The following is a 21,129-nucleotide window of genomic DNA, read 5'->3' on the forward strand; positions in this document are numbered from 1 at the left end:
ATGCCCCCGCCCCCGCTCCCTCTCGTCCCCCGGCCCGCGCAGGCGACCACCCTGCCCGGCAGGTTCACCTTCGACGCCACGACCGCCCTCAAGGCCGCACCCGGAGCCGAAGGCGCGGCCCGGCTGCTGCGCACCCTCCTCGCGCCGGCCACCGGACTGCCCCTCCCCGAGCGTCCCGACGGCACCGTCGTCCTCGCCCTCGACCCGGCCCTCACCGGGCTCGGCGACGACGGGTACGGCCTGACCGTCGGCGCCGAGGGCGTGCTGATGCGCGCCGCCCGGCCGCGGGGCCTGCTCGCCGGTGTCCAGACGCTCCGTCAACTCCTCCCCGTTCAGGCCCTGCTCGACGAACCGGCGCCCGGCGTCGCCTGGTCCGTCCCCTGTTTGCAGATCACCGACACGCCCCGGTTCCCCTGGCGCGGAGCGATGCTCGACGTCGCCCGCCACTTCCGCCCCGTCTCCTTCCTCCACCGGTACGTCGACCTCCTCGCCCTGCACAAACTGAACGTCCTCCACCTCCACCTCACCGACGACCAGGGCTGGCGCATGCCCGTCGCGACGCACCCCCGGCTCACCGAGGTCGGAGGCCTGCCCCACGGTGGCGCCTACACCCGCGCCGAACTCACGGGCCTGGTCGCCCACGCGGCCGAGCGGGGCGTCACCGTCGTCCCCGAGATCGAGATGCCGGGCCATGTCCGGGCCGCCCTAGCCGCCTACCCCCGGCTCGGCAACCGGCCGGACCGCACGCTCGACGTCTGGGACCGGTGGGGCGTGTGCGACACCGTCCTCGGCGTCCACGACGAGGCCCTCGACTTCTGCCGTGACGTCCTCGACGAGGTGATGGACGTCTTCCCCTCCCCGTACGTCCACGTCGGAGGGGAGGAGTGCCCCACCACCGAGTGGCACGCCTCCCCGACGGCACGCCGACGGATCGCCGACGAGGGGCTCGACGGACCCGACGCCCTGCACGGCTGGTTCATGGAACGGATCGGCAGCCACCTCGTCGCCGCCGGCCGCCGTCCGCTCGGCTGGACCGAGACCGGTGCCGACCTCCCCCCGTACTTCACCGTCATGCCCTGGCGCGACACCGCCCACGGCCGGACCGCGGCCCGCCGCGGCCACCGCGTCGTCATGGCGCCGCACCGCAGCACCTACCTCGACTACCCGCAGTCGGCGCGCTCCGACGAGCCGCCCGGTCAGCCCGGCGCCGTCGTCGACCTGCGGGCCGTCCACGGCACCGACCCGGCCCCCGCCGGCTGGACCGCCGAGGAGACGGACCGGGTGCTCGGAGCCCAGGCCCAGTTGTGGACCGAGTACGTGCCCACCGCCGCGCACGCCGAGTACCTGACCTTCCCCCGGCTCTGCGCCCTGGCGGAGGTCGCCTGGTCCGGACGCGGCGACTGGCCCGGCTTCCTCGGCCGGCTGCGCCACCACAGGACCCGGCTCGACGCCCTCGGGGTGCCGCGCCGTCTTTCCCCACCCCCGTCCCCACCCCAGGAGAGGAATCCCGATGAGTGAACCGAAGAGCACCACGAGTCCGCGATGGCGCGCGGCGCTCGCCGTCGCCGCCGTGACCGGCCTCGGGGCCACCGCCCTGACCGCCCTTCCGGCGGCCGCGGCCGGCGAGACCGTGACCGTCCAGTACCGGCAGAGCGCCACCGGGAGCGACCAGGTCGAGCCCTGGTTCAAGGTCGTCAACTCCGGTTCGGCGAGCGTGCCGTTGAGCCAGGTGAAGGTGCGGTACTACTTCAAGGCCGACGCGGGAGCCTCGTACACCTACGCCTGCTCCTGGGCGGTGAAGGGCTGCGCGAACCTCACCGGCACCTTCGGCACCCTCGCCCACCCCACCGCCACCGCCGACCGCTATCTGGAGGTCGGCTTCACCGCGGGCGCGGGCAGTCTCGCCCCCGGCGCCGACACGGGCGACATGCAGCTGCGCTTCCACCGCTCCAACTGGCAGCCGCTGAACCAGAACGACGACTACTCCTTCGGGCCGGCGCAGACCACGTACGCGAACTGGAGCAAGGTCACCGCCACCGTCGGCGGTGTCCCGGTCTGGGGCACGGCGCCCGCGGGCAACGAACCCACCCCGACCCCGACCGACCCCACCACGCCGCCGCCCACCGGCGGGGCCGCCCTCTTCGACGACTTCGACTACACCGGTCACACCGACCCCGCGATCTCCGCCCACGGCTGGAGCGTGCGGTCCAACTCCGGCGGACCGGGCGTGCCCGGCGCCACCTGGGCGCCCGAGAACGTGACCTTCGCCAAGGAGGGCACCAACTCGGTCATGAACCTGCGGACCTCGACCGCCGGCACCGCCGAGTCGACCCGGCAGACCGAGATCCTCACCCGGTCCACGAAGTTCAGGAACGGCACGTACGCCGCCCGCGTCCGCTTCTCCGACGCGCCGCTCTCCGGTCCGGACGGCGACCGCCTCGTGCAGACCTTCTTCACCATCAACGACCTCAAGGCGCCGATGGCGGACGACTACGCCGAGTACGACTTCGAGTACCTGCCCAACGGCGGATGGGGCGAGCCCGCCAACATCCTCTACACCACCTCGTGGGAGACCTACCGGCCCGACCCCTGGGAGGCCGTCAACCAGCACTCCGAGGTGCGGGCGAGCTACGCCGGCTGGCACGACCTCGTCCTGACCATCGACGACAACACGATCGTGTACTACGTCGACGGCCAGGAGTTCGGCCGCCACGACGCCCGCTATCTGCCCGAACGCCCGATGTCCATCAACTTCAACCAGTGGCTCATCGACCTCGCGGGCCAGACCTCGACCACGGCGCGGTCCTACGACCAGAAGGTCGACTACGTCCTGCATGTGAAGGACCAGGTCCTGACCCCGGCGCAGGTGGCCGCCAAGGTCGCGGCCTACCGCACGGCGGGTACCGCCTTCGAGGACTCCGTACCGGCCGTCCCGTAACACGGGCGCCCGTGGATTACCTGGGGTAACGGGCAGGCGCGTGCCGCGCGCCTGCCCGGAACCGGTTCGTCCCGGGCTTGACCACTTCGTTGGTCCAGACCAGAATCCAGGCCACGCACCCGCACGAACACTGTTCGGTCCCCCCACGACGGGTCAGCTCCCCATGCCGCACTCCATTCATGGAACGCAGAAGGTGACCTACGTGAAGAACCGACATCTGGCCTGTCCCCTGGCGGCCGCGACGGCCCTGGCCCTCGCGGGCTGCGGGATCCTTCCCGGCGACGCCGACACCACCCGCACGGTCAACGTCTGGCTGATGCGCGACAGCGTCAGCGAGGACTTCCTCGACCGCTTCACCACCGAGTACGAGAACGAGCACGAGGACGTCGAGCTGAAGTTCACCTTCCAGGAGTGGACGGGCATCGGCAAGAAGGTCACCGAGGCGATCCGGGGAGAGGGCGGCCCCGACGTCATCGAGGTGGGAAACACCCAGGTCGCCCAGTACGCGGACACCGACAAGCTCTACGACCTCACCCTGGAGTCCATCCGCGACCTCGGCAGCGAGGACTGGCTGCCCGGCCTCGCCGAGCCCGGACGCATCAGCGGCGCCCAGTACGGCATCCCCTGGTACGCGGCCAACCGTGTCGTGATCTACCACAAGGACCTCTTCGAACAGGCCGGACTCAGCAAGCCTCCCACCACCCGGGCCCAGTGGCTCGAGGACACCGAGAAGCTCAACAGCAACGGCTCCCAGGGCATCTACCTCGCCGGACAGGACTGGTACACCCTCGCCGGATTCATCTGGGACGAGGGCGGCGAGCTCGCCGACGACAAGGGCGGCGACTGGATCGGCGCCCTGGACAGCCCCGCCGCACTGCGCGGCATGGAGTTCTACAAGGAGCTCCAGTCCCTCGGCTCAGGACCCAAGGACGCGGACGAACAGACACCGCCCCAGGCCGAGGTCTTCGCCGAGGGCGACGTCGCCCAGATCATCGCCACCCCCAGCGCCGTCGCCGCCATCACCAAGGCCAACGCCGGGCTCAAGGACAAGCTCGGCTTCTTCCCCATACCCGGCAAGAAGGCCGGGCAGCCGTGTGCGGTCTTCACCGGCGGCTCCGACCTGATCGTCCCCGAGAACGCGCCTCATAGGAACGCCGCCATTGACGTCGTCAAGGCACTGGCCGGCGAGAAGTGGCAGACGGAACTGGCCCGCGCGATGAACTACGTCCCCAACAAGACCACCCTCGCGTCCGTCGTCCAGGGCCAGGAGGCCACCGCCGTCATGGCCGTCGGCGCCGCGCGCGGCAAGGCCACGCCGAACTCCCCGCAGTGGGCCGACGTCGAGGCGGCCAACCCCATCAAGCCCTACATGACGGCCGTCCTGCAGGGCGAGAACGCGAAGAAGGCCGCCCGGTCCGCATCGGAGCAGATCACCGCGGCCCTCGGCGAGTAGGCCGGGTCCCGCAACGGACAACCGGGCGACGCGGGATCCGCAGACCAGCATTCAGCACCTCCACACTCGCGATCCCCCGAACGGTCATGTCGAATCCAGTCGGCCACGGAAGAAGTAAGGAGCCGGACCACCGCTCACCCGGTCCGGCCCTCACCGTCCCCCTTCCGTACGCCGGAGGAGCCCGACATGCCCGCACCGTCACCCGCAGCCGCTGTCGCACCCGCTGTCCCGGTCCCCGCCGGTCTGACCGTCACGACCGCCCCTTTCGCCGGCGTCCCGGCACAGCCGCAGCCCCTCGCCGCCGACCGGGCGACCGAGGAGCAGCCCCGCTACATCGTCTGTCTCGCCCGTGACCAGGACGACGTCCGCGCCGCGCAGCGGCTGCGCCACCAGGTCTTCGCCGGTGAGATGGGAGCCCACCTCGACGGCCCCGAGCCCGGCCTCGACACCGACGCCTTCGACGCGTACTGCGACCACCTGCTGGTACGCGAGGAGGCCACCGGCGACGTCGTCGGCACCTACCGCCTGTTGCCGCCCGAGCGCGCACGGATCGCCGGACGCCTCTACTCCGAGAGCGAGTTCGACCTCGGCCGCCTCGGCCCCGTCCGCGACGACCTCGTCGAGGTGGGGCGCTCCTGCGTCCACCCCGCCCACCGCAACGGCGCCGTCATCGCCCTCATCTGGGCCGGGCTCGCCCGCTACATGACCAGGACCGGCCACAACTGGCTCGCCGGGTGCTGCTCGATACCGCTGTCCGACGGGGGCACGCTCGCCGCCGCCACCTGGGACACCGTCAAGGCCAAGCACCTCGCCCCCGAGGAGTACTGGGTCACCCCGCACAAGCTCTGGACCCCCGAGGGCGTCACCCGCCCCCAGGGCCGCGTCGAACTCCCGCCGCTGCTCCGCGGCTACCTGCGGCTCGGCGCCTGGGTCTGCGGCGCTCCCGCGCACGACGTGGACTTCGGCGTCGCCGACCTGTACGTCCTGCTGTCGCTGCGCAACACCAACCCCCGCTACCTGCGCCACTTCCTCTCCCTCGCCCCGGCCCAGTGACCACCGCCGGCCCCGTCTCGCCCTGGCTGCCGACATCCCCGTGCGCGCCCGACGCCTGCGCCCGGCAGACCGGCCCGGCGGCCGGGCCCCTCCTCGCCGCCGCCCGGCTGACCGCGGGCATCGCGGCCGTCCTCGCCGGGGTCCTGCTCGCCCCCCTCACGGCGCCGCTGCCGCCCGCCGGCCGTCGGGCGCTCGTCCGCCGGTGGTGCCGGCTGGTCCTGCTGGCCTTCGGCGTCCGGACGAAGGTCACCGGGGCCCCCGTCCCCGGGAACGGGCCGCTGCTCGTCGTCGCCAACCACATCTCCTGGCTGGACATCCCCCTCGTCGCCGCCGTCCTGCCCGGACGCATGCTCGCCAAGCGGGAGGTCCGGGGCTGGCCGGTGCTCGGCCCGCTCGCGGCGCGCGGCGGCACCCTCTTCATCGACCGCGACCGGCTGCGGGCCCTGCCCGGCGCCGTCCGCGCGATGGCCGGGGCCATGGCGGGCGGCGGCCGGGTCGTCGTCTTCCCGGAGGGGTCGACCTGGTGCGGCCGGGGCGGGGGCGCCTTCCGCCACGCCGCCTTCCAGGCCGCCCTCGACGCCCGCGCGCCGGTCCAGCCGGTACGCCTCGACTACCGGCCGACCGGCCCCGCCGCCTTCGTGGGAGACGATCCACTGGCCGCCTCACTCTGGCGGGTGGTGACCGCCCGTCGGCTCACCGCCGAGATCCGGATACTGGATCCGATATCCAGCATCCAGTATCCGGACCGGCGTTCGCTCGCCCGGGCGGCTCAGAGAGCCGTCGCCAGCGACAGTGCGAACCGCCCCTCCTTGTCCGTCCACCAGCGGGTCAGCCCGAGCCCCGCCTCCGCCAGCTCCGCGCGCACACCCGCCTGACGGAACTTGGCCGACACCTCCGTCCGGATCTCCTCGCCCTCCTCGAACGGCACCACCAGATCCAGCTCCGGAATCTTCACCGTGAGCGCGTGCCGCGCCCGCAGCCGCATCTCGATCCACTCCCGGTCCGGGTCCCAGCGCGCCACGTGGGCGAAGTCGTCCGGACGTACGTCCGCGTCCAGCTCACGGGCGATCACGGCGAGCACGTTCTTGTTGAACTCCGCCGTCACCCCGGCCGCGTCGTCGTACGCGGCGACCAGCGTCGCCTCGTCCTTCACCAGGTCCGTCCCCAGCAGCAGAGCGTCACCCGGCGCCAGCATCGCCCGCACCGAGCGCAGGAACACCGTGCGCTCGGCGGGCAGCAGATTGCCGATCGTCCCCCCGAGGAACGCCACCAGACGCGGCCCCGGAGTCCCGGGCAGGGCCAGCCCCCGGGTGAAGTCCGCCACCAGGGCGTGGATGTGGAGCCCGGGGCGCTCCGCGAGCAGCGCCTCCGCAGCCCCCTTCAGCGCCGACTCGCTCACGTCCACCGGCACGTAGCTGTCCAGCTCGGGCAGGAGCGCGTCGATCAGGAAACGGGTCTTCTCCGAGGACCCCGAACCCAGCTCGACCAGGGTCCGAGCCCCCGTCGCCGCCGCGATCTCATGGGCCCGGTCGATCAGGATCTCCCGCTCGGCACGGGTCGGGTAGTACTCGGGGAGCCGGGTGATCTCCTCGAACAGTTCACTGCCGCGAGCGTCGTAGAACCACTTCGGCGGCAGCTCCTTCGGCATGTGGGTCAGACCGTGGAGCACGTCGGCGCGCAGATCGGCCTCCGTGGCGTCCTCGGGAAGGGTGCGGGTCAGCTGGAACGGGCTCACGAGGACGGCTCCTTGAGCGAGGTGACAGTGACGTCGGTACGGGTGGCGGTCAGCAGGGTGCGGTCCGGCACCTCGTGCCAGTGCGGGTCGTCGTCGTACGGTTCGGAGGCCACGACCACGCGGTCGGGCCGCCGGAGGTACCACAGCGAGTTCCCCCAGGCCGTGGCGGTGATCTCCGACCCGTCGGTGAGCAGCAGATTGAGCCGGGACTCCGGGTCGGCCTGCGCGACCTCCCGTACGGTGTCGGTGAGCGCCTGCCCCGGCGCGTCACCCGCCCGCAGCCGGTGCAGCACCAGGCCCCACACCAGCGCCGAGTCCGTGCGGGCCTCCAGGGCGAGCAGCTCCGCGGCCGACAGCGTCGCGGCCGGCCCGGTCAGCGAGTCGGGCCAGCCCATGACCGCCCCGTTGTGGCTGAACAGCCACGGCCCGGCCGCGAACGGGGCCGCCGCGGCCTCCCCCTCCGCGCCCGGCCGGGTCGCGCCCCGGACCGCGCCGAGCAGCGCCCTCGTGCGCACGACCCGCGCGAGATCGGCGAAGGAGAGGTCCCCCCAGAGGGGTGCGGCCCGTCGGTAGCGGGCCGGCACCGTGTCGCCGTCGGCGTACCAGCCGACCCCGAAGCCGTCCGCGTTCACCAGTCCGCTGCTCTGCATCCGCGGCTGCCACGCCTGCCGCTCCAGCGAGAACGGCGGCCGCAGCAGCAGCTCGCCCAGCGCCACCGGCTCACCGAGGAAGGCGAGATGGCGGCACATCAGGAGAGCTCCGCGTCCCGTGCGGTCCGGAAACCGGAGAAGATCTGGCGGCGCACCGGCAGGTCCCAGTTCCGGAACGTGCCCCGGCAGGCCACCGGGTCCACGGCGAACGACCCACCGCGCAGCACCTTGTGCCCGGGACCGAAGAACACCTCCGAGTACTCCTTGTACGGGAAGGCCGTGAACCCCGGATACGGCAGGAAGTCGCTCGACGTCCACTCCCACACGTCACCGATCAACTGCCGTACCCCGAGGGGCGAGGCGCCCTCGGGATAGCTGCCGGCCGGTGCGGGCCGCAGATGGCGCTGCGCGAGATTGGCGTGCTCGGGCCCCGGGTCGGCATCGCCCCAGGGGTACCGGCGCGAGCGCCCCGTCGACGGGTCGTGCCGGGCCGCCTTCTCCCACTCGGCCTCCGTGGGCAGCCTGCGCCCGGCCCAGCGGGCGTACGCGTCCGCCTCGTACCAGCTGACGTGCACCACCGGCTCGTCCGCCGGCACCGGCTCCGTCACCCCGAACCGGCGGCGCAGCCACTGCCCGCCGTCCCGCCGCCAGAACAGCGGTGCGGCGATCTCGTGCCTGCGGATCTGCTCCCAGCCCTCCTCCTGCCACCAGCGCTCGTCCGTGTAGCCGCCGTCCGCGATGAACGCCATGTAGGAACCGTTGGTGACCGGCACGGTGTCGATGAAGAACGAGGGAACGACCCGGGTGTGCGCCGGACGCTCGTTGTCCAGCGCCCAGGGTTCGTCCGAGGTGCCCATCGTGAACGCGCCGCCGGGAACGAGGACTTCGGCCGGGAGCGGGCCGACGCCGGCGGCGGGCGGCGGAGGAGCGGACAGCGCCTGCGGGCCTCGGCGGAGCTGATGGGTGATCAGCATGGTCTCGTCGTGCTGCTGTTCGTGCTGGGCGATCATCCCGAAGGCGAACGCGGCCTCCAGCAGCGGCCGGCCCTCCAGCGGGGTCCGCTCGAGAACGTCCAGGACCCGGCCCCGTACGTCCGAGGCATAGGCGCGCGCCTCGGCGGGCGGCAGCAGCGGCAGGGTGGGGCGTGCGGAGCGGGGGTGCTCGAAGGCGTCGTAGATCGAGTCGATCTCCGGGCGCAGCGCGTCACGCCCGGCGACCGCACGCCACAGCCACTGCTCCTCCTGGTTGCCGATGTGGGCCAGGTCCCACACCAGCGGCGACATCAACGGGGAGTGCTGCGCGGTGAGTTCGTCGTCCTCGACGCACGAGGTGAGAAGTGCCGTACGGGCCCGGGCGGTGGTGAGCGCCTCCAGCGCCCGCCGCCGCAGAGCCGTGGGGTCGTCGGTCACGGTCATGACGCCACCTCCTGGAGTTCGTCGGCGGGACAGCTGCCGGGCAGTACGTATCGCTCGTGGAAGGCGTTCACCGCCTGCTGGACGGCCGGGCTCGCCCCGATCCGGGGCAGCGCCTCCCGCGCGGCCTCGAACGCGACCAGGGCGGCGGCGTGCAGTTCGGGGTCGCCGAGCCCGTCCCGGGCCGCCGCCAGCCAGAGCGGATTGCGCGGAGCCGCCCGCGAACCCGCCCGTTCCGCGAGGGGTTTCACCGCCCGGTAGACCGTCTCGGCCGCCTCCGGGTCGTCGAAGAGCGCCGTCGTCACCGCCACCGGCACGATCCAGCCGTCCGGGCCGGGCTGAGCGTCGATCATCCGCAGCTCCAGATGCCCGCGCGGCCGCACCGGCGGGAAGAGTGTGGTCAGGTGATAGCGCAGATCGTCCTCGTCGGCCGGCCGGGGACTCCCCGTGCGCAGCCACTCCCGGAAGGTCAGCCCCTCCGGAACGGCCCACGGCGTCTCCGTGCCGCGTACGCACATCACCGGCGTGTCGAGCACATGCGCCGCCCAGGCGGTACGCGGCTCGCCGTCCTGAGGAGGGGCGAGCGCCCGCGCCGGGTCGATGTCCGTCCAGAGCGCCTGCCGGGTCGAGCGCCAGCCGGTCCACCGCCCGCCGTGGACGGGGGAGTTGGCGAAGGCGGCCACCAGCACGGCTCCCAGCAGATGCGCCAGCTGCCAGCGGCGGTGGTGACCGAGCGGCCCCGGCTCCTCGTGCCCGGCGTCCAGACATACCTGGACCGACGCCGAATCGCGCATCATGCCCCGGCCGGCGGGGCCCGTACGGTCGAGAGCGGTCTCCATCGCGTCGTAGCGGGGCTCCCGCAGGATCCGCTCGCGCGGCGCGTTCCAGGGATCGACCCCGTACCCGCTGAGGCGCAGTCCGTGGGAGGAGAGAGCCTCGCGCACCGCGCGCAGATCGGCCGAGACGGTGTCGACACAGCTCATGAGGGAGGCGGCGGGCGGCGAGCTGAGCTCCAGCTGTCCACCGGGTTCGAGGGTGAGTGCCGATGCCAGCGGCAGCGACCGTACGGTGTCGACGGCCAGGGCCAGTCGCTCGGGCGGGACGGGAAGCCGCGGGTCACGCAGCTCGTGGACGAGCCATTCCACCTCCACCCCGACCGTGCGGGGTGGGCCCGTCTTGAAGCAGATACATCGCAGCAGGTCTTCGGCCTCGTCCACGCTGAGGGCCTGACCGCTCCGTGGTATGCCGCTCGACGACATGTCGTTTCCTCCTGTTCCGAGAGACGCTGCTTCCACCTAAAGCCACCTCCGACAGGCGTGCAAGAGCGCCTCATCGGCCTCACGGTGAATATCCCGTTGCCGACGGGCCACCGAATCGATCAAGCTTGCGGCCATGAGCGCACGGCTGCGGGGGATCGCGAGACAGACCGAGGAGATCGTCGAGGCGGGCCGGTACCGGGCCCCCGACGGCCGGGCGGTGTCGATCGAGTCGGAGGTGCGCGCCGCGCTGGCGGGCACCAGGCTGTACGGCCCCGAGCCCGTCGCCGTCACCCCGGACACCGACCGCACCACCGCCGTCGAGGTCACCGACGAGAGCAGCATCGTCGCCGCCCACCGCCTGACCAGGGCGGATCCGGACGCCCCGGTGGCCGTGCTGAACTTCGCCTCCGCCCGTAACCCCGGCGGGGGATATCTGAACGGCGCCCAGGCCCAGGAAGAGGCCGTCTGCCGGGCCTCCGCCCTCTACACCACGCTCCTGCGCGCCCCCGAGTACTACGCGCACCACCGGGCCGAGCGGGACGCCTTCTACACGGACCGGGTGATCCACTCACCCGGCGTGCCGGTCTTCCGCGACGATCGCGGCGGGCTCCTGGCCGAGCCGTTCACCGTCGGCTTCCTCACCTCGCCCGCGCCCAACGCGGGCGTGATCCGGCGGCAGACCCCCGAGCTCGCCGACCGCGTCCCGGCCGCCCTCGCCGTCCGCGCCGAGCGGGTCCTGGAGACCGCCGTGGCGGGCGGCTACCGGCGGCTCGTCCTCGGTGCCTGGGGCTGCGGCGTCTTCCAGAACGACCCTGCCGAGGTCGCGGGCGCCTTCCGGGCGCTCCTCATGGACGGCGGCCGGTTCGCCGGCCACTTCGACGAGATCGTCTTCGCGATCCTCGACCGTACGGCGGGCCGGACGACGCTCGGCGCCTTCCAGAGGGTCTTCGCGGGCACCTGACCTGCCACGACCTCGCGGTGCTCGCGGCCGATCGGGTGACGGTCGGGCCCGAGGCCCCTGACATGCGGTGCTCGTACCCACGTGCAAGGCTGAAAAGGCCCCAGCGTCAGAGTTCCGGTGACAGGAGGCACGATCGTGGGCAAGAAACAGACCCGGGTGAACCGCGGTGCCCGTACGGGCGGCCACGAGCACAGGACCGAGGCGACGAAGGAACAGACACCGGTCGTACGGGAGACCCCGCGGCCGATCATCGAGCAGGTCTCCCACAAGAAGGAGCGGAAGTTCGGTCACAACTGATCTTCCGGACCTTCGCTGAAGACCCGCGTCCCGCGGGCGAGTCCGCCGTGGACGAAACGACCGGAGCCCGACGCCGGTACGGCGCCGGGCCCGGCGTGTCCTCCGGCGGCTACTCCTGGTCGTCGCCGACCGGGATCGCCTCCGTCCGGGGAGCGGGCGGAGCCGCGCCGTTCACCGACGTCCCGAGCGCCGCCTGGGCGCCCGGATTCATCGTCGAGAGCAGCTGACGGGCGAGCCCCAGACCCGTCCCGCCCATGGTCAGCGCCTTGGCGAACACCTCCGCCATACCGTCGGCGCCGTTCAGCAGGACCATCTGGTCCACATTGCCGAAGGCCGACGCCCCGGCCTCCACGATCTCCGGCCACTTCTCGGCCAGCTGCTGGGCGACCACGGCCTCCTGGTTCTCGGCCAGCGCCGCCGCCCTCGCCTTGATCGACTCGGCCTCCGCCAGACCCTTGGCTCGCGTGGCCTCGGCGATCGCGAGACCCTTCGCGTGCTGGGCCGCCGCCTCCGCCTCACCCGTGAGCCGGGTCGCGGTCGCCTTGGCCGCGCTCGCCAGTTCGGTCTCCTTGGCCTCCGCCTGCGCCGCCGAGATACGGGCGTCGCGCTCCGCCTCCGCCAGCGTCCTCGTCTCGTAGGCCATGGCGTCGGCGGGCTTGCGGACCTCCGCCTGGAGCTGCTGTTCCTTGCGGTGTCCCTCCAGCTCGGCGACCCGGGTCTCCTGGACGACCACCTCCTGGCGCGACGCCGCCTCGGCCAGCGGACCGGCCTGCCGGGCCTTCGCGGACGCCTGGTCCCGCTCGGCCTGGTAGCCGGCCTGGAGGATCTCGCTGTCCCGGGTGGCCTCCGACATCCGGGCCGCGGCCTGCTGTTCGGCCTCGGTCGCCCGCCGGTTGGCCTCCGCCTGCGCGATCCGGGCGTCGCGCTGGACCGCCGCGGCATGCGGCGCGGCCAGGTTCTTGATGTACCCGGTCGGGTCCTCGATCTCGTGGATCTGCAGCGAGTCGACGATCAGACCGAGCTTCTCCATCTCCGTGCCACAGGCCGAACGCGCCTGCCCGGTCAGCTTCTCCCGGTCTCGGATCATGTCCTCCACCGTCAACCCGCCGACGATGGCGCGGAGATGACCGGCGAAGACGATGTGCACCCGCTCCGACATCAGCTTCTGCTGGTCGAGGAATCGGCGGGCGGCGTTGGCGATCGACACGAAGTCGTCGCCCACCTTGAAGATCACCACACCACGGACCTTGAGCGGAATGCCCTGGTGGGTGACGCACTCCACCTGCAACTGCGTCTCGTTGAGATCCAGTGACAGCTTCCGTACGGCCTGGACGCCCGGAAGCACGAGCGTGCCGCGCCCCGTGACGATCCGGAAGCCCATGCCCTCGCCGAGCCCCTCCATCTTGTGGTTGGAGCCGGAGATGATGAGCGCCTCGTTGGGTTCCGCGACGCGCCACATGAGTTTGAACAGTGCGATGAGGACGAGGACGGCGACGATCGCGCCGCCCGCCAGGATGCCGATGCCCATGGGCAGCTCCCCCTTCACCGGAACCGTGCGGGCCCGGTGAAGGAAGTGTGCGCCTCGCGGGACGGGCGCTCAATGGATCGGTCAACCGTCGTACGCGGCTGTGACATAGACGGTGCGTGGAGGGAGATGTTCCACGACCATCACGACCGTTCCGAGACCGATCCGCTCCTTGGCGTCCGCCGCGTAGGCGAGGAAGTGCTCCGCTCCGCCCCGGATCCGGACGATCACCTCGCCGACGAGGCCCGGCCCGACGGTGCCGGTCACCCGGCCGAGCAATCCCACCATCGAGACGTCGTCCATGACCACACGGTACGTCAGATCCACCCCTCCAGGGCGGTGATGAACCCGTCGAAGTCGTCGCGGTGGATCGTGTGTCCCGCGCCGGCGACCGTACGGAGTTCGAAGCCCCGTTCCGCGAGCATCCGGGCGTGGTCGGCGGTCACCAGCATGCTCGGGTCGGCGAGGGTGACCAGCGAGGGGACGACCGGTTTCGCCGGCCACAGGTCGCGGTCCGCGAAGGCGGTGAGCGCGTGGGCCGAGCGCTCGTCCCAGAGCCCGACCGTGTCGATCTCGATGTCGAGATCCTCCTCCGCCCAGCGGGGGTTGAAGACCCGGATGTGCTCGCGGGTGAGGCGCTTGGCCTGGACGAACAGCTCCGCGCGGAGGCTCGCCTCCTCGGCCGGCAGGTGCCAGGCCGGGTCGGAGTAGACGGCCCGGCGCGGGGCGAGCCGCTCCACCGCGGTGGCCAGGGCCAGCGCGCCGAGCGAGTGGCCGATCGCCAACTCGGCGCCGCCGGGCAGCGTTTCGACGAGGTCGTCGGCGTACTCCTCCGGCGTGTACCCCTCGGGTCCGGCGGCCCGCCCGCTGGCGCCGTGGCCGCGCAGGTCCACGGCGATCACCCGGTAGCCCCGCTCGGCGAGGGCGGGGCCGACCCGCCGCCAGGTGCGGTGGTCGGCCATGATGCCGTGGACCAGCAGGGCGACCCGCTCGCCGGATCCCCAGGTGGTGGTGTGCAGATGCACGTCGATGCCTCTCGGTCAGCGCACGGTACGGATCGGGCGCACGGCGAGTGCCCCGAGGACCGACAGTACGGCGGCGACCGGGAAGAGGGCCGTGTACCCGCCGCCGGCCGAGACGACCAGCGAGGCGACGAAGGGGGCGCCGATCTGCGGTCCGGCGTTCGCCACGTCGAGCACGCCCATGTCGCGGGCCGCGTCCTCCGCCTCCGGCAGCACCATGGTGACTCGGGCCGTGTCCACCGCGTCTGGTGGCACGTGCCAGTGACACGCGTCAGCAGTGTGTAGCACTGGAATCCGGCCATCCGCCAGACCCTGGTCCGGATGGGTCTGGAAAGATGCCGGAGCGATGAGCCAGTCACCCAGACAGTCCGCCGAACGTCCCGCCCCGACGAGCGCCGATGTGGCGCGACTCGCGGGAGTCTCCAGAGCCACCGTCTCGTATGTCCTGAACAACACGGCCGCCGTACGGATCAGCGAGCCGACCCGGCAGCGGGTGCGGGAGGCGGCCGAGGAGCTGGGGTACGTCCCGCACGCCGCGGCCCGCAGCCTCCGCGCGGGTCACAGCCGGATGGTCCTGCTGCCCACCGCGCACGTGCCCGTCGGCCCGCTGTACAGCCGGTTCTTCAACGAGCTCCAGTGGGCCCTGCGGCGCCTCGACTACACCGTCGTGCAGTACGGGAGCCTCGGTCTGGAGGGGGACGAGGCCGCGCGCGCGTGGGCGGAGCTCCGTCCGGTCGCGGTGGTCTCGCTCGGTGAGGTCCAGCTCTCCCCGCACGGCGTGGAGATCCTGAAGCGGTCCGGGGCGAAGGCCGTCATCACCGTCGGCCCGCACCGGGTCGAGGGCGCGCACGCCCTGGTCATGGACCAGGGGCGGGTGGGCCGTGTCGCCGCCGAGCACCTGCTGGAGCGGGGCCGGCGCCGGATCGGCGTCGTGGTCCCCGAGGAGCCGGGTCTGGAGATGTTCTCCGGGCCGCGGCTCGAAGGCGTCCGGCAGGCGGTCGCGGGGACCGGCGCCACCGTCGTACCGCTGCCCCTTCGTTACGAGGAGGAGGCGGCGAACGAGCTCGCCGGGCGCTGGCGCGAGCTGGGCCTCGACGCGGTGTTCGCGTACAACGACGAGTACGCGATGCTGCTGCTGCGGGCGCTCCAGGACGCGGGGGTCTCCGTCCCGGCGGAGACGGCGGTCGTGGGCTCGGACGACCTGCTGCTCGGGCGGCTGTTGCGGCCGCGGCTGACGACGGTGCAGATCGACATGGTGATCGGCCGGCACCTGGCCGAACTCGTCGACAGCGCCGTCCGCGACCCGGAGAGCGCTCCCGTGGCGCAGGACCTGCTGGCCTCGCGGGTGATCCCCAGGGAGTCCAGCTGACCGGGGGTTCCGGTCCGGCCGGGCGCCGGGGGGCGTTGCGGCTTAGCGTCGAAGCATGAGCACAGTTCCGCGGCGTTTCGAGATCCTGCTCGTTGCCGAGCACGTGGAGGACCGGGGCGGGCGGTCCGTGGAGGACAGCGCGGTCCGCTCCGCGGTGGTGGAGGCGACGGGCCGGACGGGCTCGTCGGGGTACCCGCGCTACGAGGGGCACGGCATCACCGCCGAGATCGACCCCGAGACCCGTACGGTCGAGGCGCTCCTCGTCGACGGCCGTGAGCTCGACTACGGCCTGACGGCGCTGGTCCGGAACCCGACGGGGCGCTGATCGGCCCCGGCGCGAGACTGCGAGCCCGCCCTCTTCGGCCGCATCGGTTCATTCACCACCTATCGCTGTCCGGGCACCGTTGACAGGAGCCCCCGGCGGGCGGAGACTCGGCGCGCACGTCAATGAAGGAAATTTCACCAGACGAACGCCTCAACGCAGCTGACCGCCCGAAGGTCACGTGGGAGAGAACCGATGAGCATCCGCGACGTCTACATCGTCGACGCCGTCCGCACCCCGATCGGCAAGTTCGGAGGCGCGCTCTCCTCCGTACGCCCCGACGACCTCGCCGCCCATGTCGTCGCGTCGCTGGTGAAGCGCGCGCCCGACCTGGACCCGGCCCGGATCGACGACGTGTACTTCGGCGACGCCAACGGGGCGGGCGAGGACAACCGCGACGTGGCCCGCATGGCCGTCCTGCTCGCCGGGCTCCCCACCTCCGTGCCCGGTGTCACCGTCAACCGCCTCTGCGGCTCGGGCCTTGAGGCGGTGATCCAGGCCGCGCGCGCCATCGCGGTCGGCGACGCCTCCGTGGCCGTCGCGGGCGGCGTCGAGTCGATGTCCCGCGCCCCCTGGGTCCTGCAGAAGCCCGAACGCGCCTTCCCGGCCGGCCACCAGCAGCTGCACTCCACGACGCTCGGCTGGCGCATGACCAACCCGAGGATGCCCGCCGAGTGGACCGTCTCGCTCGGCGAGGGCGCGGAGCTCGTCGCCGACAAGCACGGCCTCACCCGCGAGCAGCAGGACGCGTTCGCCCTGGCCAGCCACCAGAAGGCGGCCGAGGCCTGGGACAAGGGCCTGTACGACGGGGAGGTCGTGCCGTACGAGGGTGTGGACCTCGTCCGTGACGAGTGCATCCGCGACAACACCTCCCTGGAGGCGCTCGCCCGCCTGAAGCCCTCCTTCCGCCGTGAGGGCGGAACCGTCACCGCGGGCAACGCATCGCCGCTCAACGACGGCGCCGCGGCGCTGCTCCTCGTCGACGAGGAGGGCCTGCGCGAGACCGGCCGCGAGCCGCTCGCCCGGATCCGCGCCTCCGCCGTCACCGGTATCGAACCGCAGCTCTTCGGGCTCGGCCCCGTCGAGGCGGTCCGGCGCGCGCTCGGGAAGGCGGGCCGGTCGTTCTCCGACCTGACGACCTTCGAGCTCAACGAGGCCTTCGCCGCCCAGTCCCTGGGCTGCCTCGCCGAGTGGCCGGAACTCGATCCCGAGATCGTCAACCCGCGCGGCGGGGCCATCGCCATCGGGCACCCTCTGGGCGCCTCCGGTGCGCGGCTCGCCGGCGCGGTGGCCCATCAGCTGGCGGCGGCCGGCTCGGGCACCGGACTCGCGGCCCTGTGCATCGGCGTCGGCCAGGGCCTGGCGCTCGTACTGGAACGCTGACCGCCTGCGCCCCCGGACCCCGGTTAGGGCCTGGGGCCTGGGGTCGCACGACGCCCGCGAACGCGCGAGGGGCGGTACGGGACATCCCGTACCGCCCCTCGGCGCGCGGTCACTGCTGCTGTTGCTTGGCGTCCTCGATCGACTTGCGTACCTCGTCCATGTCCAGATTGCGCGCCTGGCCGATCACGTCTTCGAGAGCCGCCTCGGGGAGCGCGCCGGGCTGCGCGAACACGGCCACGTTGTCGCGGACGATCATCAGCGTCGGAATGGAGCGGATCTCGAACGCGGCCGCCAGCTCCTGCTGCGCCTCGGTGTCCACCTTGGCGAAGACCAGGTCCTCGTGCCGCTGGGAAGCCGCCTCGAAGACCGGCGCGAACTGTCGGCACGGACCGCACCAGGAAGCCCAGAAGTCGATCAGAACGAACCCGTTGTCGCTCACGATCTGGTCGAAGTTGTCCTTGGTGAGCTCAACAGTGCTCATGTTTTCTTACCTCTCCGGGTCTCCTGGCGGGTGTCCCTCACGGTCCCCTGGGGACTCGCCCCGCACAACGGCGTATCGAGCCGCGCTATTCCACGCGTGCACGCGCCCGTTCCGGGCGCGCACGGCCGCGCCTTCCCCTGTGGCCACGGCGCACACCTGCCAGCAGACTGGGGCCCATGACACATGAGGTGGAGCACGAGTACGACGTGGTGGTCCTGGGCGCGGGACCGGTGGGCGAGAACGTGGTGGACCGCGCGCGGGCCGCGGGCCTGAGCGTGGCCGTGGTGGAGAGCGAGCTGGTCGGCGGCGAGTGCTCGTACTGGGCCTGCATGCCGAGCAAGGCGCTGCTGCGCCCGGCCATCGCCCGCTCGGACGCCCGCAAGGTCCCCGGTCTGCGGCAGCTGGTCCAGGGGCCGCTCGACGCGCCGGCCGTGCTCGCCCATCGCGACTACTACGTCTCCGACTGGAAGGACGACGGCGCCGTCGGCTGGCTCGATTCCACCGGTGCCCGCCTCTACCGGGGCCACGGCCGTCTGAACGGCGCACGGAAGGTCGTCGTGGAGGGGCCCGAGGGCGACCGCCATCTCCTCTCGGCGCGCCACGCCGTCGCCGTCTGCACCGGCAGCAGGGCGGCGCTGCCCCACCTGCCCGGCCTGACCGGGGCCAGGCCCTGGACCAGCCGGGAGGCCACCAGCTCGCACCACGTCCCGGACCGCCTGGTCGTGGTCGGCGGGGGAGTGGTCGCCGCGGAGATGGCGACGGCCTGGCAGGCGCTCGGCTCGCGCGTGACGGTCCTGGTGCGGGGCAAGGGGCTGCTGCCCCGCATGGAGCCCTTCGTCGGTGAACACGTCGCCGACGCGCTCACCGAGGCCGGTGCCGACGTCCGTACGGGCGTCTCCGTCGCCGCGGTGGTACGCGACGGGGGTACCGGCCCGGTCACCGTGGTCCTGGAGGGCGGCGACCAGGTCGAGGGCGACGAGGTCCTGTTCGCGACCGGCCGGAGCCCGCGCACCGACGACATCGGCCTGGAGACCGTCGGCCTGGAGCCCGGCTCCTGGCTGCCGGTGGACGACACCCTCCGGGTCACGGGCAGCGACTGGCTCTACGCCGTCGGAGACGTCAACCACCGAGCCCTGATGACCCATCAGGGCAAGTACCAGGCCCGGATCGCCGGCGCCGCCATCGTCGCCCGCGCCGCCGGCGACATCACCGTGGACACCGACCGCTGGGGCGCGCACGTGGCCACCGCCGACAACGCCGCCGTACCCCAGGTCGTCTTCACCGACCCCGAGGCCGCGGCGGTCGGGCTCTCCCTCGCCGAGGCCGAGGAGGCCGGGCACCGGGTCCGCGCCGTCGACCTCGACCTCGGCTCGGTGGCGGGCGCCGGTCTCTACGCCGACGGCTACCGCGGCCACGCCCGCATGGTGGTCGACCTGGAGCGCGAGATCGTCCTCGGTGTCACCTTCGTCGGGCCGGGCATCGGGGAGCTGGTCCACTCGGCGACCGTCGCCGTGGTCGGCGAGGTGCCGATCCAGCGCCTCTGGCACGCCGTTCCCTCGTACCCGACGCTGAGCGAGGCCTGGCTGCGGCTGCTCGAGGCGTACCGGGACGGTGCGGGGACGGAATGAACCCCGGCGCCCCCGACCTCACCAACGACTACGACGGGCCCTGCGCGGTCTGCGGGGCCGTCGTGCCGGCGGGGGCGGGGGTGCTCCGGCACGGCCACGGTCCGAAGGACGGCTGGGAGGTCTTCCACCCGGAACACGTGCCGGAACCCGCTCCGCCGGCCCGGCAGGAGCTGCCGGGCTGGCACCGCCGCCGCCTGATGGCGGTGGACATCGTGACCACCGGCTACCGGGCGGCGGTGGATCGGATCCTTGCCGCGTCGGTGCGGGTCGGCGACGGCACGTCCGGAGACTGGATCATGGATCCTGGATCCAATCTCCGATATCCGACGCACGGAACCCGGCTCGGCGCCGTCGAACGGGCCCGCGCCGAGGGCGCCCCCGCCCCACGCGCCCTCGACGACCTCGCGACCGTCCTCGCCGATCACCTGGCGTCGAACGAGGTCCTGGTCGTCTGGTTCGCTCCTCACGTCCTGACCACTCTCCACGCCGAGCTCCTGCGTCACGGACTGCCCACGCTGGCCGAGCGGCTCCCGCACGGCGTGGCCCCCGTCTGCGACCCCCTGGTCCTGGACCGCCACGCCGACCGGTACCGTCCCGGCAGTCGCTCCCTGCGGGCGGTCACCGCCTGGTACGGAGTCCCGCACGACCGCCCCGGAGACGCCGCGTCCGACGCCGAGGCGTCGCTCGCCCTCGCCCAGGTGATCGCGGACTCGTATCCCGCCCTCGCCAAGCTCTCCCGACCCGCACTCCACACGGAGCAGATCCTCTGGTACGCCGAGCAGATGCGGCGCCATCCCGATGCCCTGGAATGGCCGTTCACCGCCGCCGAACCCCTGCCCTGGGAGGACCCCCCGCCCGCCCCAGGTAGCGCCGCACCGCAGTAGCGCCGCACCGCAGTAACCCGCGCCACGCAGTAGCGCCCGCCCAGGAGCAGGGCGCGCCCCGAAGCGGCTCAGCCCCGGAGCGGGGTCAGCGCGGGGCCCGCCCCGCAGCCGGTCGGCTCCGGGGGACGAGTCGCTCGGCCGCCGCCCGTGCCGCGTCGATCGCGGGGCGCGGGTCGGGCGCGGACGGCCCGGACTCCTGGCCGAGCACCATGCGCGTGCTGAGCCCGTCGAGGAGCGCGAGGAGTTCGGAGGCGCGCGCCGTCACCTCGGCCGCGTCCATCGGCGCGAAACGGGACCGGGCCACGCCCTTGGCGAGCAGGGCCTCCAGATCCTCCTGCCAGCCCCGGTCGAGCTCCCGCTGTGCCTCGCGCAGCGTGTCGTTGGAGGGGGTGCGCGCCCAGAGCTCGATCCAGAGCATCCACCGCGGATCGCGCGGACCGTGCGGCAGGTAGAGCCGCAGGAAGAGGTCCAGCTTGCGCTCCGCCGTCAGCCGGCGGGCCAGCAGCGCCCGGCGCTCCTCGGTGAGGGCGGCCTCGCTCCAGCGCAGCGCGGCGAGCAGCAGCAGGTCCTTGCTGCCGAAGTAGTACAGGATGTGGCCGCCGCTGGTGCCCAGGCGTTCGGCCAGCGCCGACATGGTGAGCGCCGCGAGGCCGTTCTCGGCGATGGCCGCCATGGCCTCTTCGAGCATCCGCTCCTGGGCGATGTGCCCGTCGCGCCGTCGTGCTGCCCCTGCCACCCGTTCCGCCTCCATCCCCGT

22 protein-coding genes are annotated in these 21,129 nt (G+C 72.7%); 12 read left to right on the top strand and 10 right to left on the bottom strand.

The annotated features are described in order from the left end of the window. From M5362_RS10230 to M5362_RS10250, 5 genes are all read left to right on the top strand, one after another. On the top strand, positions 1 to 1,518 hold the full coding sequence (locus M5362_RS10230; RefSeq protein WP_260227073.1) for a beta-N-acetylhexosaminidase: 1,518 nt from the start codon (positions 1 to 3) through the stop codon (positions 1,516 to 1,518). Beyond that, on the top strand, positions 1,511 to 2,938 hold the full coding sequence (locus M5362_RS10235) for a cellulose binding domain-containing protein (protein ID WP_260227074.1): 1,428 nt from the start codon (positions 1,511 to 1,513) through the stop codon (positions 2,936 to 2,938). Before M5362_RS10230 ends, M5362_RS10235 begins: the two co-directional genes overlap by 8 nt. A 202-nt stretch (positions 2,939 to 3,140) precedes the next feature. Further along, positions 3,141 to 4,391, top strand: coding sequence for an extracellular solute-binding protein (locus M5362_RS10240; protein WP_260227075.1), 1,251 nt, complete (start codon positions 3,141 to 3,143; stop codon positions 4,389 to 4,391). A 186-nt stretch (positions 4,392 to 4,577) separates the two neighbouring features. After that, positions 4,578 to 5,444 carry a GNAT family N-acetyltransferase gene (locus M5362_RS10245; RefSeq protein ID WP_260227076.1) on the top strand — a complete coding sequence of 289 codons (867 nt, stop codon included), beginning with the start codon at positions 4,578 to 4,580 and terminating at the stop codon, positions 5,442 to 5,444. After that, entirely contained in the window at positions 5,441 to 6,319 is an 879-nt protein-coding gene (locus M5362_RS10250; RefSeq protein WP_260227077.1) for a 1-acyl-sn-glycerol-3-phosphate acyltransferase, read from the top strand. The genes M5362_RS10245 and M5362_RS10250 overlap by 4 nt, the downstream gene beginning before the upstream one ends. Here the strand turns inward: M5362_RS10250 and egtD are convergent. The 4 genes from egtD to egtA are packed head-to-tail and all read right to left on the bottom strand — an operon-like array spanning position 6,214 to position 10,500. Next, positions 6,214 to 7,179 (bottom strand): L-histidine N(alpha)-methyltransferase, encoded by a 966-nt coding sequence (egtD, locus tag M5362_RS10255; protein WP_260227078.1) that lies wholly within the window; start codon positions 7,177 to 7,179, stop codon positions 6,214 to 6,216. The genes M5362_RS10250 and egtD overlap by 106 nt on opposite strands. Beyond that, positions 7,176 to 7,928 (bottom strand): ergothioneine biosynthesis protein EgtC, encoded by a 753-nt coding sequence (gene egtC / locus M5362_RS10260; protein WP_260227079.1) that lies wholly within the window; start codon positions 7,926 to 7,928, stop codon positions 7,176 to 7,178. The genes egtD and egtC overlap by 4 nt, the downstream gene beginning before the upstream one ends. Next, the gene (gene egtB, locus M5362_RS10265; RefSeq protein WP_260227080.1) at positions 7,928 to 9,244 is read right to left on the bottom strand and encodes an ergothioneine biosynthesis protein EgtB; all 1,317 of its coding nucleotides are present in this window, start codon (positions 9,242 to 9,244) and stop codon (positions 7,928 to 7,930) included. Before egtB ends, egtC begins: the two co-directional genes overlap by 1 nt. Continuing rightward, positions 9,241 to 10,500, bottom strand: a complete 1,260-nt coding sequence (egtA, locus tag M5362_RS10270; protein WP_260227081.1) for an ergothioneine biosynthesis glutamate--cysteine ligase EgtA — start codon at positions 10,498 to 10,500, stop codon at positions 9,241 to 9,243. Before egtA ends, egtB begins: the two co-directional genes overlap by 4 nt. Before the next feature lie 133 nt (positions 10,501 to 10,633). On the opposite strand from egtA, the gene M5362_RS10275 reads away from it, so the two are divergent. Both M5362_RS10275 and M5362_RS10280 read left to right on the top strand, forming a co-directional pair. Then, entirely contained in the window at positions 10,634 to 11,461 is an 828-nt protein-coding gene (locus tag M5362_RS10275) for a TIGR02452 family protein (protein WP_260227082.1), read from the top strand. Positions 11,462 to 11,596: 135 nt separating this feature from the next. Continuing rightward, on the top strand, positions 11,597 to 11,758 hold the full coding sequence (locus M5362_RS10280) for a hypothetical protein (protein ID WP_260227083.1): 162 nt from the start codon (positions 11,597 to 11,599) through the stop codon (positions 11,756 to 11,758). Between the two features lie 109 nt (positions 11,759 to 11,867). Here the strand turns inward: M5362_RS10280 and M5362_RS10285 are convergent, their stop codons facing one another. The 4 genes from M5362_RS10285 to M5362_RS10300 form a co-directional block, all read right to left on the bottom strand. Continuing rightward, positions 11,868 to 13,286 carry a flotillin family protein gene (locus M5362_RS10285; RefSeq protein WP_260227085.1) on the bottom strand — a complete coding sequence of 473 codons (1,419 nt, stop codon included), beginning with the start codon at positions 13,284 to 13,286 and terminating at the stop codon, positions 11,868 to 11,870. A gap of 81 nt (positions 13,287 to 13,367) precedes the next feature. Then, the gene (locus M5362_RS10290) at positions 13,368 to 13,586 is read right to left on the bottom strand and encodes a hypothetical protein (RefSeq protein ID WP_260227086.1); all 219 of its coding nucleotides are present in this window, start codon (positions 13,584 to 13,586) and stop codon (positions 13,368 to 13,370) included. Positions 13,587 to 13,600: 14 nt separating this feature from the next. Then, complete coding sequence (locus M5362_RS10295) at positions 13,601 to 14,308, bottom strand: alpha/beta fold hydrolase (protein WP_260227087.1); 708 nt, start codon at positions 14,306 to 14,308, stop codon at positions 13,601 to 13,603. 15 nt (positions 14,309 to 14,323) lie between these two features. Next, entirely contained in the window at positions 14,324 to 14,545 is a 222-nt protein-coding gene (locus M5362_RS10300; protein ID WP_260227088.1) for a hypothetical protein, read from the bottom strand. A gap of 106 nt (positions 14,546 to 14,651) precedes the next feature. Between M5362_RS10300 and M5362_RS10305 the strand changes: the two genes are divergently transcribed. The 3 genes from M5362_RS10305 (at position 14,652) to M5362_RS10315 (ending at position 17,379) form a co-directional block, all read left to right on the top strand. Further along, complete coding sequence (locus M5362_RS10305; RefSeq protein WP_260227089.1) at positions 14,652 to 15,674, top strand: LacI family DNA-binding transcriptional regulator; 1,023 nt, start codon at positions 14,652 to 14,654, stop codon at positions 15,672 to 15,674. 55 nt (positions 15,675 to 15,729) lie between these two features. Continuing rightward, on the top strand, positions 15,730 to 15,999 hold the full coding sequence (locus M5362_RS10310) for a hypothetical protein (RefSeq protein WP_260227090.1): 270 nt from the start codon (positions 15,730 to 15,732) through the stop codon (positions 15,997 to 15,999). 192 nt (positions 16,000 to 16,191) lie between these two features. Continuing rightward, the gene (locus M5362_RS10315) at positions 16,192 to 17,379 is read left to right on the top strand and encodes a thiolase family protein (RefSeq protein WP_260227091.1); all 1,188 of its coding nucleotides are present in this window, start codon (positions 16,192 to 16,194) and stop codon (positions 17,377 to 17,379) included. Positions 17,380 to 17,488: 109 nt separating this feature from the next. Here M5362_RS10315 and trxA read toward each other — a convergent pair whose 3' ends face one another. After that, positions 17,489 to 17,860: a thioredoxin gene (trxA, locus tag M5362_RS10320; RefSeq protein ID WP_260227092.1), complete on the bottom strand. Its 372-nt coding sequence runs from the start codon at positions 17,858 to 17,860 to the stop codon at positions 17,489 to 17,491. 176 nt (positions 17,861 to 18,036) lie between these two features. Here trxA and M5362_RS10325 point away from each other — a divergent pair, with 176 nt between their 5' ends. Continuing rightward, entirely contained in the window at positions 18,037 to 19,488 is a 1,452-nt protein-coding gene (locus M5362_RS10325) for an NAD(P)/FAD-dependent oxidoreductase (RefSeq protein WP_260227093.1), read from the top strand. Further along, positions 19,485 to 20,372, top strand: a complete 888-nt coding sequence (locus M5362_RS10330; protein ID WP_260227094.1) for a 3'-5' exonuclease — start codon at positions 19,485 to 19,487, stop codon at positions 20,370 to 20,372. Before M5362_RS10325 ends, M5362_RS10330 begins: the two co-directional genes overlap by 4 nt. A gap of 85 nt (positions 20,373 to 20,457) precedes the next feature. Here M5362_RS10330 and M5362_RS10335 read toward each other — a convergent pair whose 3' ends face one another. Next, complete coding sequence (locus tag M5362_RS10335) at positions 20,458 to 21,108, bottom strand: TetR/AcrR family transcriptional regulator (RefSeq protein ID WP_260227095.1); 651 nt, start codon at positions 21,106 to 21,108, stop codon at positions 20,458 to 20,460. Positions 21,109 to 21,129: the final 21 nt, after the last annotated feature.

This window comes from Streptomyces sp. Je 1-79, assembly GCF_025195125.1.
GTDB lineage: Bacteria > Actinomycetota > Actinomycetes > Streptomycetales > Streptomycetaceae > Streptomyces.

Bases quoted from the DNA above. Each gene is read 5' to 3' on its own strand.
- M5362_RS10330 (WP_260227094.1), top strand. From the start codon at position 19,485: ATGAACCCCGGCGCCCCCGACCTCACCAACGACTACGACGGGCCCTGC.
- trxA (WP_260227092.1), bottom strand. From the start codon at position 17,860: ATGAGCACTGTTGAGCTCACCAAGGACAACTTCGACCAGATCGTGAGC.
- egtA (WP_260227081.1), bottom strand. From the start codon at position 10,500: ATGTCGTCGAGCGGCATACCACGGAGCGGTCAGGCCCTCAGCGTGGAC.
- M5362_RS10235 (WP_260227074.1), top strand. From the start codon at position 1,511: ATGAGTGAACCGAAGAGCACCACGAGTCCGCGATGGCGCGCGGCGCTC.
- M5362_RS10325 (WP_260227093.1), top strand. From the start codon at position 18,037: ATGACACATGAGGTGGAGCACGAGTACGACGTGGTGGTCCTGGGCGCG.
- M5362_RS10285 (WP_260227085.1), bottom strand. From the start codon at position 13,286: ATGGGCATCGGCATCCTGGCGGGCGGCGCGATCGTCGCCGTCCTCGTC.
- M5362_RS10305 (WP_260227089.1), top strand. From the start codon at position 14,652: ATGAGCCAGTCACCCAGACAGTCCGCCGAACGTCCCGCCCCGACGAGC.
- egtB (WP_260227080.1), bottom strand. From the start codon at position 9,244: ATGACCGTGACCGACGACCCCACGGCTCTGCGGCGGCGGGCGCTGGAG.
- egtC (WP_260227079.1), bottom strand. From the start codon at position 7,928: ATGTGCCGCCATCTCGCCTTCCTCGGTGAGCCGGTGGCGCTGGGCGAG.
- M5362_RS10290 (WP_260227086.1), bottom strand. From the start codon at position 13,586: ATGGACGACGTCTCGATGGTGGGATTGCTCGGCCGGGTGACCGGCACC.
- M5362_RS10315 (WP_260227091.1), top strand. From the start codon at position 16,192: ATGAGCATCCGCGACGTCTACATCGTCGACGCCGTCCGCACCCCGATC.
- M5362_RS10230 (WP_260227073.1), top strand. From the start codon at position 1: ATGCCCCCGCCCCCGCTCCCTCTCGTCCCCCGGCCCGCGCAGGCGACC.
- M5362_RS10275 (WP_260227082.1), top strand. From the start codon at position 10,634: ATGAGCGCACGGCTGCGGGGGATCGCGAGACAGACCGAGGAGATCGTC.
- M5362_RS10310 (WP_260227090.1), top strand. From the start codon at position 15,730: ATGAGCACAGTTCCGCGGCGTTTCGAGATCCTGCTCGTTGCCGAGCAC.
- M5362_RS10245 (WP_260227076.1), top strand. From the start codon at position 4,578: ATGCCCGCACCGTCACCCGCAGCCGCTGTCGCACCCGCTGTCCCGGTC.